The organism is Actinoplanes sp. DH11 (assembly GCF_020873875.1).
Classification (GTDB): domain Bacteria; phylum Actinomycetota; class Actinomycetes; order Mycobacteriales; family Micromonosporaceae; genus Actinoplanes.
Genome location: NZ_JAHWGU010000025.1, coordinates 57410 through 71060, shown reverse-complemented (window position 1 = coordinate 71060; position 13651 = coordinate 57410). Strand labels below are relative to the sequence as shown.

Genomic DNA, 13651 nt, shown 5'->3' with positions numbered 1-13651 from the left:
GTCCGGTCAGCCGGCGCGCCGCACGCCGGCCAGCAGCTCGGGTGTGCGGCGCCGGTCGTCGCCGTCCGCGGCGGCGCTCAGGGCGGCGTCCGCCGACTGGCGGCTCGCGTCCGGCGGGACGACCAGCAGATCGAAACGGTCGCGCCCGAAGTCGCTCATGACGGTGATCAGCCCGGCCGGCTGCGACGTGTACCAGCCCAGCCGCGCCGCCGCGCGCCCGGCGGCGGCCCGCGGCGGGTGCGGCAGATCCCACTCGGCGGGGTTGAGCAGCACGTGCGTGATCTGACCCGCAGATCGGCGAGCGCCGCCACCAGCGCGGGCAGCTCGGCCGTCGCGTCGGTCGAGCGCGGCCACCAGGCCCCGTCCAGGGTGGTGGTCCGGGACGGGTGGGGGTCCAGGCGCAGTCGTGCGGTGTCGGTGGGCTGGTTCATCGGCGTGCCTTCCGGTCGGCGACGTCCGCGCCATCAAGGGGCGGGCGCGGTGCGCTCGTCGGGAGACGTCGAGAAAGCCGGTGTTGCCCCCACCGTACGCGTGTCTGCGCCATCATCGGGGATGCGGCGCGGGTATTCTCGCCGCAGTGGCTGTCCGGACTCCTGCAGCCTTCGTCATCAGCCTTTCGCCGGCCCGTTTTCCCGGACCGGCGAGCACGTCGTGAGGGAGTCGCGCGATGAGCGTTCCTGGTCCCGTCGTCCCCCGCCCCATCGCCTCATGACGTCCGCAGTGGAGCGGCCGAGACCGGCCGGCAGCGACTTCGCCCCGCTGAACCGCCTTGTCATGGAGGCGGGCCTGATGGACCGGCGCCCGGCACACTACGCCGTCCGGATGGCGGTCGTGACAGTGCTGTTCGCGGCGGTGTGGGCGGCTTTCTTCCTGCTCGGTTCATCCTGGTGGCAGCTGGTCGTCGCCGTCCTCATGGGTGGCGTGTTCACCCAGATGGGTCTGCTGGCGCACGACGTCGCCCACCGGCAGGTGTTCCGGACCCGGCGGACCAGCGAACTCGTCGGCCGGCTCGCCGGCAACGTCGCGATCGGGATGAGTTACGGCTGGTGGGTGGAGAAGCACACCCGGCACCACAACAACCCCAACCACGACGACCTCGACCCGGACGTGCAACCCGAGGTGCTGATCTGGGCGAGCGGGTCGGCCCTGGGCCGGCGCGGGCTGGCCGCCTTCGTCACCCGGCACCAGGCGGGGCTCTTCTTCCCCCTGCTCACCCTGCTCAGCCTGGACCTGCGGATTTCGAGCATCAAGGCACTGCGGCGTACGGGCATGAAGCAGCGCGGCCTCGAAGCCGCCCTGATGGCCGTGCACGGCGTGACCTACCTGGCCGCCCTGCTGCTGATCCTCACCCCATTGCAGGCGCTCGCGTTCTTCGTCGTGCACCAGGGCGTGTTCGGCGTCTACCTCGGCATGACGTTCGCGCCCAACCACAAGGGCATGCCGCACCCCACCGGCGACGAGGACTTCCTGCGCAAGCAGGTGCTGACGTCCCGCAACGTCACCGGCGGCCGGTTCACCGACATGATGCTGGGCGGGCTGAACCACCAGATCGAGCACCACCTCTTCCCGGCGATGCCGTCACCGAACCTGCGCAAGGCCCGGCCGCTCGTCAAGGCGTACTGCGCGCAGGTGGGCGTTCCCTACGTCGAGACCACCCTGGTCGAGTCGTACCGCCAGGCCTTGCGCTACCTGCACGAGGTGGGCAGCCCACTGCGCGAGCAATCTCGCCGCTGACCGCCGGGCTGTCAGTCCGGTGCCGTACCCGGATCGGGGGCGGCGGCGGTCCGGGGCAGGGCGAGCATCGCGAGGGCGGCCAGCAGGTAGGCCGCCATCTGCCACGGCATGACCTGGGCGAGACCGTGCCCGAACAGTGCCGGGGCGTCCCCGGCGGCGGGGAACGGTGGTCCCGGCCCGGTGAGGGTGAGTGCTCATGACGGGCAGCGTGGCAATGCTGGCGGCCACCGGCTGACCGCCATGTCTGCGATCGTGGATCCCGTGGCCACCACCTCCGCGCGACTCCTGCGCCTGCTGTCCCTGCTCGAGGCGCGCGTCGAATGGCGCGGCTCCGAACTCGCCACCCGGCTGGACGTGTCGGCCCGGACCCTGCGGCGGGACGTCAACGCCCTCCGCGAACTCGGCTATCCGGTGAACGCCGTGATGGGCGCCGACGGCGGCTACCGGCTCGGTGCCGGTGGCCGGCTGCCGGCTCTCGTCCTCGACGACGACCAGGCGATCGCGATCGCCCTGGCCCTGCAGACCGCGCCGGCCACGGTGACCGGGATCGACGACGCGGTCGCCCGGGCGCTCACCACCCTGCGACAGGTGATGCCGGCCCGGCTGCGCGCGGCCAGCGAGGCGTTCGAGGTGACGTCGCTGCGCAACTACTGGGAGTTCTCGGCCGCGCCCGTCGAGGTGGTCACGCTCCGGACGGTGGGCGCCGCGATCCGTACCGCCCGGGTGTTGCGCTTCGACTACTGCGATCCTGACGGCACCGTCCCCGATCCCGGCCGGCCCGGTTTCCGCCCACCCCGCGAGGTCGAGCCGCATCACCTGGTGGTCTGGGCGGGGCGCTGGTATCTGATCGCCCGCGACCACCGTGACCGGACGTGGCAGACCTACCGCGTCGACCGGATCCGGCCCCGCACCCCCGGTGGCGGCGCGGTCTTCACCCCGGGCCCGCTCACCCGGGACGACCTGACCCGGCTCGTCGTGCAGAACCCGGACCGCGGCGACACTCCCGGGCAGTGGCAGTGCGTCGGCTCGGCCGTGCTCGATCTGCCCGCCGCCGTCGTCGCGCGCTGGGCGCCGGGCGGCTCCGTCGTCGAGCCCGTCGGCGAACACCGCAGCAGGCTCACCATCGGCGGCTGGTCCTGGGCCGGGATCGCGGGACTGTTCATCACCTTCGACACCGACCTGAGCGACGTCGAGCCGCCGGAGTTGCGGGCCGCGATGGACCACATCGGCAAGCGGCTCGGCGCCGCGACAGCACGGTGACGCCGGGGTGGGTCAGCCGCCGGCCTGGGACAGGCCGAACGCGACCAGGAACCCCGCCACCGTGACCAGGCCGGCCAGCAGGTGGGCCCGCTCGAACGCCTCCGGGATCATCGTGTCCGCGACCATCGCCAGGATCGCACCGGCGGCCAGCGCGGTGATGCCTGCCAGCGCTGCCGCCGGCGCCCCGCCGAGCAGGGTGTACCCGGCGACGGCGGCCAGCCCGCTGACGACCGCGATGCCTGACCACAGGCCGAACACGTACCGGGGGCTGCGGCCGGCGTTGCGCATCCCGGCCGCGCTGGACAGGCCCTCGGGGACGTTGCTGATGAACACCGCGGCCACCGTGGCGACACCGACCCCGCCGCCACCGAGCAGGCCGGTGCCGATCACTATCGACTCCGGGATGCCGTCGAGCAGGGCGCCGAGCGCGATGGCCGTACCCGATCCGCTCTGCTCCTGTTCCGAAGGCTGCTGCCCGCTGGAGCGGCACCGAACGCCATCACCGTGGCCACCAGCTGTTGCGGCACCCGGACCAGGTAGCCGGCCGCCGCACCGACCAGCAACGCCGACCCGGCCAGCAGTCCCCACCCACCGGCCAGCAGCCACTCCGGCATCCCGCTCCCCCTCGTCCCGTTGGTCTCCGGCGAGCATGCCCATCGAGGGGCGGTCTCATCCGTGTGCCGCCGGAAGATCCGGAGTGTCCTCGCGCACGAGCGGGGTACAGGGAGGACACCTGCCCCTGAGGAGATTGAGGTGCGATGAACACCAACACGATCGTGAAAGCCGCCCTGCCGATGGTCACCTCCGCCGCCACCGCCTGGGTGGTGCGCCGGACGCGCCTGCCGGCCGTGGCCGCGCCCGTGGTCAGCATCGCCGTCGGCGCCGTCGTCGCGAAGCTGGCCCAGCGCCTGCGCTGAGCCGGTTCGCGCTGCTTCGAAACGCCGCCTGCGCTGAGCCGGTTCCCGCTGCTTCAAATCGCCGCCGGCGGGGAATGCAGCGGGTCATGCGCACCCCTACCGGGAAGCGGCCGGCGGACGACGCCGAAGCCGTGCCGGGCCCGCCACCGCAGAGCCCCGCCCATCTGCCCGGGCGCCTGTGGTGGGCGACCCTGCGCCGCACCGTCAAGGAGTTCGACGACGACGGTCTGGCCGACTGGGCGGCGGCCCTGACGTACTACGCCGTGCTCTCGGTCTTCCCCGGCCTGATCCTGCTCACGTCGGTGCTCGGCCTGATCGGCCGGCCCATCCTGGAACCGCTGCTGGACAGCCTCGGCCAGGTCGCGCCCGGCCCGGTGCGCGACATCCTCACCAGCAGCCTGGTCACCATCGCCCAGAACCAGACGAAGGCGAGTGTGCTGGCCGTCGTGGGCCTGGCCGGAGCGCTCTGGACGGCCTCCGGGTACGTCGGCGCGTTCATGCGTGCCTCCAACGTCATCTACGACGTCCCGGAGGGTCGCCCGCTGTGGAAGACGCTGCCGATCCGGGTGGCGATCACCGTGGTGGTGGGTGCCGCGCTCGCCGCCGGCACGCTGATCGTCGTGTTCACCGGTGAGGTCGCCGAATGGGTGGGCCGGTTGCTGAACGTGGACAGAACCGCCCTGACCGTCTGGTCGATCGCGAAGTGGCCGGTCCTGCTCGTCCTCGTCGGCGGCATCCTGGACCTGCTGTTCTGGGCCGCGCCCAACGCCCGCCAGGCCGGGTTCCGCTGGATCACCCCGGGCGGCGTGCTCGCGGTCCTGCTGTGGATCGCCGCGTCGGCCGGGTTCGGGCTCTACGCCGCCCACTTCGGGTCCTACGACAAGACGTACGGCACGCTCGGCGGGGTCGCGGTCTTCCTGGTCTGGCTGTGGCTGTCCAACATCGCCGTCCTGCTGGGCGCGGAACTCGACGCCGAACTGCACCGCAGCCGCGCCATCGCCGGTGGCCAGCCGGCCGATCAGGAGCCGTACATGCCGTTGCGCGACACCAAGGCCCTCTGATCGGCCGGGCCGCTCAGGCGCCCAGGTACTGCTTGAGCATGTCGCCCCAGCCGGCCTGGATCATGCTGGTGAACCGCCACTCGCCACCGGTCTTCGCCATCACGTCGACGTAGCGCATGTGCTGGGTGCTCTCCCCGGTGGTCACCGTGGAATCGCTGATCACCACGGCGATGTCGGCGTTGAGGAAGACCGGCTGCCGCTGGTTGTCGATCCGGACGGCGGTGGGGTCCGCGCCGCCGGCGCTCAGGTCCATCGTCTGCACGAACGTCGCGCGGTCCCACTGCTGAGTCACGTACTCGCCCGCCGAGTCGCTTGTCATCACGGTGAGCGGGAACCGGGCCATGTCGGCCATGGCCTGGATGTCGTTGCGGCGGACGTGCTCGTCGTACCGGTCGAACCAGGCCAGCAGGCCGGCGGTGTCCTGGGCGGTCGGGGTGAATGCCGCGACGGTGAAGGGGCTCTGCGCGCTCATGTGACTCCTCTGCGTGCCGGACGTGAACTCCGTACACCATACGTCGTTTAACGGCGCGCGACAAAGGGGCGCACGACAAAGGGGCGCACGACAACGGGGCGCTCGACAAAGGGGCGCACGACAAAGTAGGCCGAACGACATAGGTGACCGCCGACCGACGGGAGATGTCCGCGGGCGCCCGGGCCGGAAGGCTGGCAGCATGATCGAGCTGCACGAACTGACCAAACGCTACGGCGACCGCACCGCTGTCGACGGTGTCACGGCGACCATCCCGGCCGGCCAGGTCACCGCCCTGCTCGGACCCAACGGCGCCGGCAAGTCCACCGCCCTGCGCATGCTGCTCGGCCTGGACCGGCCCACCTCCGGCACCGCGCTCATCGACGGCCGGCGCTACGCCGACCTGCGCGACCCGCTGCGACTGGTCGGCGCCCACCTCGACGCCCGCGCCTTCCACCCGCGCCGCACCGGGCGGGCCGGCCTGCGCGCCCTGGCCCGCTACAACGGATTCCCGCGGGCACGGGTCGAGGCCGCCATCGACGCGGCCGGCATCGGGGCGGTCGCCGGCAAGCGGGCCGGGACCTACTCGCTCGGGATGTCGCAGCGGCTCGGGATCGCCGGTGCCGTGCTCGGCGACCCGGCCACGATCGTGCTGGACGAGCCGGTCAACGGGCTCGACGCGGACGGCGTGCGCTGGGTGCGCTCCCTGGTCCGGCGCTGGGCGGGCGAGGGGCGTACGGTCCTGATCTCCAGCCACCTGATGAGCGAGGTGGCGCTGATCGCGGACCGCGTCGTGGTGCTCGGCCGGGGCCGGCTGCTCGCCGACGCGACGGTCGCCGACTTCACCGCCGGGCAGCGGGCCGCCGTCGAGGTGGCCGCGGCCGACGACGAGTCGTTCCGGTTGCTCGCGGCGGCTCTCGGCGAGCACGGGGAACGGGTCGGCGCGGACCGCCTGCGGGTGCACGGACTCGCCGCGGCGGCCGTCGGTCACCGGGCCCAGCAGGCCGGCGCGGTGCTGCGCGAGTTGCGCACCGACGCGCCGAGCCTGGAGGACGCCTACGTGCGGCTGGTCGAGGACGAGGCCGAGTACGTGGCGGTGGCGTCATGAGGAACGCGCTCGCCGCCGAGTGGGGCAAGACCTGGTCGCTGCGCTCACCCTGGTTCTGCGTGGTCGCGGCGGTGCTGCTCACCGTCGTCATGGCGACCACCCTGGCCAACGACTTCCGGTACGACGTCGCGCAGGGCAACCTGCCCGGATCCGCGACCCTGGCCGTGCTGGACCCGCTGGTGCCGGCGATGCAGGTCGGCCAGCTCGCCCTGGTCGCGCTGGCGATGCTGGTGGTGACCTCCGAGTACGGCACCGGCGTGATCCGCTCCACCTTCCTGGCCCGGCCCCGCCGCCGTGACGTGCTGCTCGCCAAGACCGCTGTCGCCGGCGGCACCGGGTTCGCGGCCGGCCTGGCCTGCGCGGCGGCCGGCTGGGCGGCGACCGCCGTGGTGCTCGGCGGGCACGCGCAACCCGGGGAACCGGTCGCGGCGAGCCTGCGACTGGCCGTGGTGGCGGCGCTGGCCGGCATGCTCACCGTCGCCGTGGGTTTCCTGCTGCGCAGTGCCGCCGGCACCCTGACAACCATGTTCGTGCTGCTGGTGGGCCTGCAACTGGTCGACGCCCGGATCGGGCAGTATCTGCCGGCGGGCGCGGCCGTCGGGTTCGCGACGGGCGAGGGCGTACGCCATCTGCTGGTCCTGACCGCCTGGGTCGCCGCCGCCCAGCTTGCCGCCGGGCTGCTCCTGACTCGCCGAGATGCTTAGGCTGCACGCATGCACGGCTGGGGTCAGTGGTACGCGCTCGCCGCGGCGGCCGTGGTCGCCGGGTGCTACCTGTCCGGGCGGCACCGTCGCACCTGGGCCGTGATCGCCCTGCTCAGCGCGCTGGAGGTGGCCGCCGCGGTGGCCGTCTCGCAGACCCAGGACACCGTGTCGTGGCTGATCGACCAGGCCGTCGTGGTTCTCGCCGTGTTCGCGGCGCTGACCGGCGCCTACCGGCGGCTGCGGCACGAGTTCGTCGAGCAGGGCTGGGCGCATGCCCGCGACGCCCGCCTGCACGAGCGCGCCCGGATCGCCGCCGACCTGCACGACACCCTCGGGCACGACCTCGCGCTGCTCTCGTTGCAGGCCGCCGGTATCCAGGTGACCGCGGCGGACCCGGAGACGCGGGAACGGGCCGCGGCGGTCCGCGCGGGCTCGGCGGCGGCGATCGAGACCGTACGCCGGATCGTCGATCTGCTGGACGTCGAGGCGGACACCGACGTCGCGACGGTGCTGGACCGCGCCCGGCAGGCCGGGATGACGCTGCGGACCACGGGTGCCGCGCCCCGGGAGCGGTTCGTGGCGAGGCTCGTCGCCGAGGCGCTGTCCAACGCGGTCCGGCACGCGCCCGGCGCCCCGGTGACGGTCACCTTCGCCGGGCGGCGGGTGGAGATCGTCAACCCGGTGCCACCGGACGCCGTCGCGGCCCGGTCCGGAACCGGGCTGGCGATGCTGTCGGCGCGCCTCGAACAGGCCGGCGGTGCGCTGACGGCCGGGCCGGTGGACGGCCTGTTCCGGCTGGTCGCCGACGTACCGCCGGGTCTGGACGGTGACGGCGCCCGGTGGGGTGCCGGGCTGGGTGCCGACTACCTGTCGCGGCGGCGCCGGGTCCGGCGGATGCTGGCCGGCACCGTGCTGATCCCGTTCGCCGTGCTGCTCGTGGTCGCGACCGGCTTCTACGTCTGGGCGGTCCGGGACGCGGCGATGGAGGATCGCGTCTTCGCCGGGTTGCGGGTCGGCATGCCGCAGGCGGCGGCGGAGCGGGTGCTGCCGGGGCGGGAGGCGCCGATCCGGTTCGGCGGCCCGAGCAGGCCGGGGTGCCGTTATTACACGGACGGCAACTATCCCCTCGCGTACGGGAACTATGTCGTCTGTTTCGCGCAGAACCGGGTGTCCCGGCTGCAGGACCTCACCGGACGGGACGAATGATCAGGATCCTGCTCGCCGACGATCAGCCGTTGGTCCGCGCCGGGCTGCGGACCGTGCTGGCGTCCGACCCGGAGCTGGAGGTGGTGGCCGAGGCGGCGGACGGGCGCGCCGCGCTGACGGCGGCCGAGCGGTGCCGGCCCGACGTGGCGCTGCTCGACATCCGGATGCCGGGCATGGACGGCCTGACCGCGGCCGAGTCGCTGCGCACCGGCCATCCCGCCCTCCGCGTCATGATCATTACGACGTTCGACGAGGACCGGTACATCGCCCGCGCCCTCGACGCCGGGGTGCACGGGTTCCTGCTGAAGTCCGGTGACCCGTACGAGCTGATCGCCGGGATCAAAGCCGCCATGAACGGCGGCACGGTGCTGGCGCCCGCCGTCGCGCACCGAATCGTCCGCGTTCTGCACGGCGGCGAGCTGCGCGACCGGCTGGCCGCCCGCACCGGCGTGCAGTCACTCACCCCGCGGGAACGCGACGTACTCGCCCTGCTCGGCGAAGGCCTCTCCAACGCCGGGATCGCCCGCCGCCTGCACCTGGCCGAGGGCACCGTGAAAATCCACGTGAGCGCGGTGCTGAACAAGCTCGGCCTGACCAGCCGGGTGCAGGCGGCGATCTACGCCTACCGGGCGGGCCTGGCGGGCTGACCCGCCGAGGGCAGCGGTGACGCCGGGCTTGTGTGCGGGTGTTGATCTGCTGGCGGTGCGAAATCGCGGTTTCGGGTCCATGATCACAGCGATTTCGTAGCGCTAGGAGATCAACATCTCGGCTACTTGTTCCCTTGCTCCGGGACCGCGGCCCGGCTGATGCCGGGCGCTCAGGCAGTATCGGCCGCGCGCCACCTGGGTTGCCTTCCGCCGGCTCCGGGCAGCCCCGGGCGTGCGAACGACCCGGACGGCGCGTGCCGTCGGCCGCTCGCCGGTGCACCCGAACAGCAACCGCAGCTTCGATCATGACGGGTGGTGGACGGGCGATGGGAGGGGCTGATCAATCGGGGGAGGTGACCGGATGCGGTACGACACACGCCGCGCCGCGCTGGGCGTGCTGCTCGCGGCGGGGGTCTGGCTCCCCGGCGCACCCGGGTACGCCGCCACACCCGTCCCGCTGTCCGGGGAGGTCGCGACGACCGCGGCGTTCGAGGACCGCCTGGACGCCGCGCTGCAGCGGATGCTCGACGCCGTCGTCGGCCCCGGCCGGTCGTCGGTGACCGTGCACGCCGAACTCGACCACGACCAGGTCACGACCACCACCACGACCTACACCCGGGACCCGGCGATCGGTGCGCTGTCGGAAAATCTGAGCCGCAGGTCCTTCGCCGGCAGCGACGGCACCACACGGTACGAGGCCGCCAGCACCGCGCGGACCCAGGCCCTCGACGCGGTGCACCGGACCCGCAGCAACGCCCCCGGTGACATCGAGAAGCTGGCCGTGGCCGTGATCGTGGACGCCGCGGCCCCGGTCGACCTGGCCGCGGTGCGGGAACTCGTCGGCGCGGCCGCCGGCGTCGACCCGGGCCGCGGCGACACCGTGGTCGTCACCGCGCTGCCCCTGCACGCCGCCGCCCGGCCGGCCGCCGCGTCGGCCATCCCGGAACAGGCGCCGCTGCTCGCGCAGGCCGCCGAACGCCCGGCCGTGCTCGCCGGCGCGCTCCTGGCCCTGCTTCTCCTGACGGCCGCCCTACTGGTCCGCCTGCGAAAAGCTGGCCGAGCCGACCCGCGAAAAGTCGGCCGAGCCGGCCCGCCGAGCATGCCGGACCGGGCCCCGATCACCGTCACCGCCGTGCTGGGCGCCCCCGTGTCCTCGCGGGCGCCGGGCACCCTCAGTGCGGGCCCACCGCCGTCACCGTGATCACGGCCGTGCCGGCCTCGTCCGAGGCCGCCAGGTCCACGGTGGCGTCGATGCCCCAGTCGTGGTCGCCGTCCGGGTCCTCGAAGACCTGACGGACCGTCCACACCGCCGGGCCCTGCTCGATGTGCAGCAACGCCGGTCCGCGCGCGGCCGGGCCGGTGCCCAGCTCGTCGTACTCCTCGTAGTACTCCTGGATCGCCTTCTGCCAGCGCTCGGCCGGCCAGCCGTGCTCGGCGTCCAACTCGCCGAGCAGGTCCCAGCGGCGCAGCGCGGCCAGTTCGACGCGGCGGAACATGGCGTTGCGGACCAGGACGCGGAACGCGCGGGCGTTGCGGGTGACCGCGGGCGGCTTGTCGTCGAGGCGTACCTCGTCGATCTCGCCCGACGGGTTCTGCAGCCGCGCCCACTCGTCGAGCAGGCTGGAGTCGACCTGGCGGACCAGCTCACCCAGCCACTCGATCAGGTCGGTGAGTTCCTCGGTGCGGGCGTCCTCGGGCACGGTTTGGCGCAGCGCACGGTACGCGTCCGCGAGGTACCGCAGCACCAGGCCCTCGGAGCGGGACAGGCCGTAGAAGGAGACGTACTCGGTGAACGTCATGGCCCGCTCGAACATGTCGCGGACCACGGACTTCGGCTTGATCTCGTAGTCGCCGACCCACGGGTGACCCTGCCGGTACGTCTCGTACGCGGCCTCCAGCAACTCCTTCAGCGGCTGCGGCCAGGTCACGTCCTCGAGGAGTTGCATGCGCTCCTCGTACTCGATGCCCTCGGATTTCATCGCGTTGACCGCCTCGCCGCGCGCCTTCTGGCGTTGCGCCGAGACCACCTGGCGTGGGTCCTCCAGCGTCGACTCGATCACCGAGACCACGTCGAGCGGGTATTCCGGGGCCTCCCGGTCGAGCAGTTCCAGGCAGGCCAGCGCGAACGGCGACAGCGCCTGGTTCAGCGCGAAGTCGAGTTGCAGGTCCTCGACCAGGCGGTAGACGGCGGTCTGCCCGTCGGGCGAGGTGACCCGCTCGATGACCCCGCCGGCGATCAGGGCCCGCGCGATCGCGATGGCCCGGCGGATGTGCCGGCGCTGCGCGTTCGGCTCCTCGTGGTTCTGGGTGAGCAGGTGCCGCATCGCCTGGTACGGGTCACCGCCCCGGTTCATCACGTTCAGCAGCATCGCGTGCGACACCTGGAACGACGAGGTCAGCGGCTCCGGGTCGGCGTCGACGAGCCGGTCGAACGTGGGCCGGCCCCAGCCGATCTGCCCCTCCGGCGGCTTCTTGCGCACCACTTTGCGGCGCTTCTTCGGGTCGTCGCCGGCTTTCGCCAGGGCGCGCTCGTTGTCGATCACGTGCTCGGGGGCCTGCACGATGACGGTGCCGATGGTGTCGAACCCGGCCCGGCCGGCCCGGCCCGCGATCTGGTGGAACTCGCGGGCCTTGAGCAGCCGCGTCTTCACACCGTCGTACTTGGACAGACCGGTGAACAGCACGGTCCGGATCGGCACGTTGATGCCGACACCGAGCGTGTCCGTCCCACAGATGACCTTGAGGAGGCCGGCCTGCGCGAGGGTTTCCACGAGCCGGCGGTACTTCGGCAGCATCCCCGCGTGGTGCACGCCAATGCCGTGCCGGACCAGCCGGGACAGCGTACGCCCGAAGCCCGCCGTGAACCGGAAGTTGCCGATCGCCGCCGCGATCTTGTCTTTCTCCTCGCGGGTGCACATGTTGATGCTCATCAGCGACTGCGCGCGTTCCAGGGCCGCGGCCTGCGTGAAGTGCACGATGTAGACGGGCGCCTGCTTGGTGGAGAGCAGTTCCTCGATCGTCTCGTGCAGCGGCGTCATCGCGTACTCGAACATCAGCGGCACCGGCCGCTCCGCGTTGCTGACCACCGCTGTCGTGCGCCCGGTGCGTTTCGTGAGGTCGTCGACGAACCGGGTGGTGTCGCCGAGCGTCGCCGACATCAGGATGAACTGGGCCTGCGGCAACTCGATGAGCGGCACCTGCCACGCCCAGCCGCGATCCGGTTCGGCGTAGAAGTGGAACTCGTCCATCACGACCTGGCCGACGTCGGCGTCCGCGCCCTCCCGCAACGCCAGGTTCGCCAGGATCTCCGCGGTGCAGCAGATGATCGGCGCATCCGCGTTCACACTGGCGTCACCGGTCAGCATGCCCACGTTGTGCGCGCCGAACACCGCGCACAGTGCGAAGAATTTCTCGCTGACCAGCGCCTTGATCGGTGCGGTGTAGAAGGTGGTGCGGCCGTCGGCGAGGGCGGCGAAGTGCGCGCCGGTCGCGACCAGGCTCTTACCGGAACCGGTCGGGGTGTTCAGGATGACGTTCGCCCCGGTCGCGACCTCGATGAGCGCTTCCTCCTGATGCGCGTAGAGCGTCAGGCCTTGCTCCGTCACCCAGGCCTGGAAGGCATCGAAGACGGCGTCGGGTTCGGCAGTGCCCGGGAGGCGGTCGGTGAGCGTCATGATCCCCCAAGTCTGTCAGCATCCCGGAGGTCCGCGTGCGGGTGCCCCCGCTCAGCCCTTGACCGCGCCGGTGAGGCCGCCGACGATGCGGCGTTCGAAGAGGCTGAAGAATATCAGCGCCGGGATCATCGACAGTGAGGTGAAGGCGAGAACCTTGGCGGTGTCGACCGAGTACTCCGAGGCGAACGCCTGCACGCCCAGCGGCAGCGTGAAACCCTCCTGGTCGTTGAGGATGAACAGCGGCAGCAGGTAACTGTTCCAGCTGGCGATGAAGGCCAGGATCCCGGTGGTGATCAAGCCGGGTACCGACAGTGGCAGCACCATCCGCCAGAAGAAGCCGAGCCGGCTGCATCTGTCGATGGCCGCGGCCTCCTCGATCTCCTTGGGGATCGCCTGCAGGAACGGCACCAGGATGATGATCGTGGTGGGCAGGCCGAAGGCGATCTGCGGGAGGATGACGCCGGGCAGGGTGTTGATCAGGCCCAGGTTCTTGATCAGCACATAGAGCGGCGTGATGGCGACAGTCATCGGGAACATCAGGCCGGCGGCGAACAGCGCGTACATGGCGCCGCGGCCGCGGAAGCGGTACCGGGCGAGGACGTAGCTGGCCATCACGCCGAGGCCGACGACGCCGACGGTGGTGACCAGGGCGGCGAACGTGGAGTTGCCGACCTGCCGCCAGAAGGTGTCGCCGGTCAGGACGTCGGTGTAGTTGCCGAACACCCACGGGTCCGGCAGGGCGGCCGGTTCGCTAGTGATCTGCGAGTTGGTCCGGAAGCCGCCGATGATGATGTAGATGACGGGCCCCAGCATGAGACCGACGAGCATCAGGGCGGCGAGGTAGACGGCGGGGCGGGTGGTTCTGGACATG

13 protein-coding genes and 1 pseudogene are annotated in these 13651 nt (G+C 72.0%); 9 read left to right on the top strand and 5 right to left on the bottom strand.

Going from position 1 to position 13651, the window contains the following annotated elements:
• Positions 1–6: 6 nt before the first annotated feature.
• A pseudogene (locus tag LPA41_RS30240) lies at positions 7–431 on the bottom strand (DUF5994 family protein).
• A gap of 277 nt (positions 432–708) precedes the next feature.
• Here LPA41_RS30240 and LPA41_RS30235 point away from each other — a divergent pair.
• On the top strand, positions 709–1734 hold the full coding sequence (locus LPA41_RS30235) for an acyl-CoA desaturase (protein ID WP_229074425.1): 1026 nt from the start codon (positions 709–711) through the stop codon (positions 1732–1734).
• 261 nt (positions 1735–1995) lie between these two features.
• Positions 1996–2994 (top strand): YafY family protein, encoded by a 999-nt coding sequence (locus LPA41_RS30230; RefSeq protein WP_229074424.1) that lies wholly within the window; start codon positions 1996–1998, stop codon positions 2992–2994.
• Positions 2995–3006: 12 nt separating this feature from the next.
• Here LPA41_RS30230 and LPA41_RS30225 read toward each other — a convergent pair whose 3' ends face one another.
• The gene (locus LPA41_RS30225; protein WP_229074423.1) at positions 3007–3384 is read right to left on the bottom strand and encodes a hypothetical protein; all 378 of its coding nucleotides are present in this window, start codon (positions 3382–3384) and stop codon (positions 3007–3009) included.
• 368 nt (positions 3385–3752) lie between these two features.
• Here LPA41_RS30225 and LPA41_RS30220 point away from each other — a divergent pair, with 368 nt between their 5' ends.
• Both LPA41_RS30220 and LPA41_RS30215 read left to right on the top strand, forming a co-directional pair.
• The gene (locus tag LPA41_RS30220; protein WP_229074422.1) at positions 3753–3911 is read left to right on the top strand and encodes a hypothetical protein; all 159 of its coding nucleotides are present in this window, start codon (positions 3753–3755) and stop codon (positions 3909–3911) included.
• Between the two features lie 86 nt (positions 3912–3997).
• A complete protein-coding gene (locus LPA41_RS30215; protein WP_229074421.1) occupies positions 3998–4972 on the top strand; it encodes a YihY/virulence factor BrkB family protein in 975 nt (324 codons plus the stop codon).
• A 13-nt stretch (positions 4973–4985) separates the two neighbouring features.
• Here the strand turns inward: LPA41_RS30215 and LPA41_RS30210 are convergent, their stop codons facing one another.
• A complete protein-coding gene (locus LPA41_RS30210) occupies positions 4986–5444 on the bottom strand; it encodes a DUF4440 domain-containing protein (RefSeq protein WP_229074419.1) in 459 nt (152 codons plus the stop codon).
• A gap of 199 nt (positions 5445–5643) precedes the next feature.
• Here LPA41_RS30210 and LPA41_RS30205 point away from each other — a divergent pair, with 199 nt between their 5' ends.
• The 5 genes from LPA41_RS30205 to LPA41_RS30185 all read left to right on the top strand — a co-directional run bounded on the left by LPA41_RS30205 (position 5644) and on the right by LPA41_RS30185 (position 10307).
• Positions 5644–6549, top strand: a complete 906-nt coding sequence (locus tag LPA41_RS30205; RefSeq protein ID WP_229074417.1) for an ATP-binding cassette domain-containing protein — start codon at positions 5644–5646, stop codon at positions 6547–6549.
• Positions 6546–7253, top strand: a complete 708-nt coding sequence (locus LPA41_RS30200; protein WP_229074416.1) for a hypothetical protein — start codon at positions 6546–6548, stop codon at positions 7251–7253. Before LPA41_RS30205 ends, LPA41_RS30200 begins: the two co-directional genes overlap by 4 nt.
• 9 nt (positions 7254–7262) lie before the next feature.
• A complete protein-coding gene (locus LPA41_RS30195; protein ID WP_229074414.1) occupies positions 7263–8459 on the top strand; it encodes a sensor histidine kinase in 1197 nt (398 codons plus the stop codon).
• Positions 8456–9106: a response regulator transcription factor gene (locus LPA41_RS30190; protein ID WP_229074412.1), complete on the top strand. Its 651-nt coding sequence runs from the start codon at positions 8456–8458 to the stop codon at positions 9104–9106. The genes LPA41_RS30195 and LPA41_RS30190 overlap by 4 nt, the downstream gene beginning before the upstream one ends.
• Before the next feature lie 361 nt (positions 9107–9467).
• Positions 9468–10307, top strand: a complete 840-nt coding sequence (locus LPA41_RS30185; RefSeq protein WP_229074411.1) for a flagellar M-ring protein FliF C-terminal domain-containing protein — start codon at positions 9468–9470, stop codon at positions 10305–10307.
• Here LPA41_RS30185 and LPA41_RS30180 read toward each other — a convergent pair.
• Both LPA41_RS30180 and LPA41_RS30175 read right to left on the bottom strand, forming a co-directional pair.
• On the bottom strand, positions 10279–12780 hold the full coding sequence (locus tag LPA41_RS30180; RefSeq protein WP_229074409.1) for an RNA helicase: 2502 nt from the start codon (positions 12778–12780) through the stop codon (positions 10279–10281). The two genes, LPA41_RS30185 and LPA41_RS30180, sit on opposite strands and share 29 nt — an antisense overlap.
• Before the next feature lie 51 nt (positions 12781–12831).
• Positions 12832–13650, bottom strand: a complete 819-nt coding sequence (locus LPA41_RS30175; RefSeq protein WP_229074407.1) for a carbohydrate ABC transporter permease — start codon at positions 13648–13650, stop codon at positions 12832–12834.
• Between the last annotated feature and the right edge of the window lies 1 nt (position 13651).

Coding starts and splice junctions, on each gene's coding strand:
- LPA41_RS30235 (WP_229074425.1), top strand. CDS start 709: ATGACGTCCGCAGTGGAGCGGCCGAGACCGGCCGGCAGCGACTTCGCC.
- LPA41_RS30215 (WP_229074421.1), top strand. CDS start 3,998: ATGCGCACCCCTACCGGGAAGCGGCCGGCGGACGACGCCGAAGCCGTG.
- LPA41_RS30195 (WP_229074414.1), top strand. CDS start 7,263: ATGCACGGCTGGGGTCAGTGGTACGCGCTCGCCGCGGCGGCCGTGGTC.
- LPA41_RS30210 (WP_229074419.1), bottom strand. CDS start 5,444: ATGAGCGCGCAGAGCCCCTTCACCGTCGCGGCATTCACCCCGACCGCC.
- LPA41_RS30200 (WP_229074416.1), top strand. CDS start 6,546: ATGAGGAACGCGCTCGCCGCCGAGTGGGGCAAGACCTGGTCGCTGCGC.
- LPA41_RS30185 (WP_229074411.1), top strand. CDS start 9,468: ATGCGGTACGACACACGCCGCGCCGCGCTGGGCGTGCTGCTCGCGGCG.
- LPA41_RS30205 (WP_229074417.1), top strand. CDS start 5,644: ATGATCGAGCTGCACGAACTGACCAAACGCTACGGCGACCGCACCGCT.
- LPA41_RS30190 (WP_229074412.1), top strand. CDS start 8,456: ATGATCAGGATCCTGCTCGCCGACGATCAGCCGTTGGTCCGCGCCGGG.
- LPA41_RS30220 (WP_229074422.1), top strand. CDS start 3,753: ATGAACACCAACACGATCGTGAAAGCCGCCCTGCCGATGGTCACCTCC.
- LPA41_RS30180 (WP_229074409.1), bottom strand. CDS start 12,780: ATGACGCTCACCGACCGCCTCCCGGGCACTGCCGAACCCGACGCCGTC.
- LPA41_RS30175 (WP_229074407.1), bottom strand. CDS start 13,650: ATGTCCAGAACCACCCGCCCCGCCGTCTACCTCGCCGCCCTGATGCTC.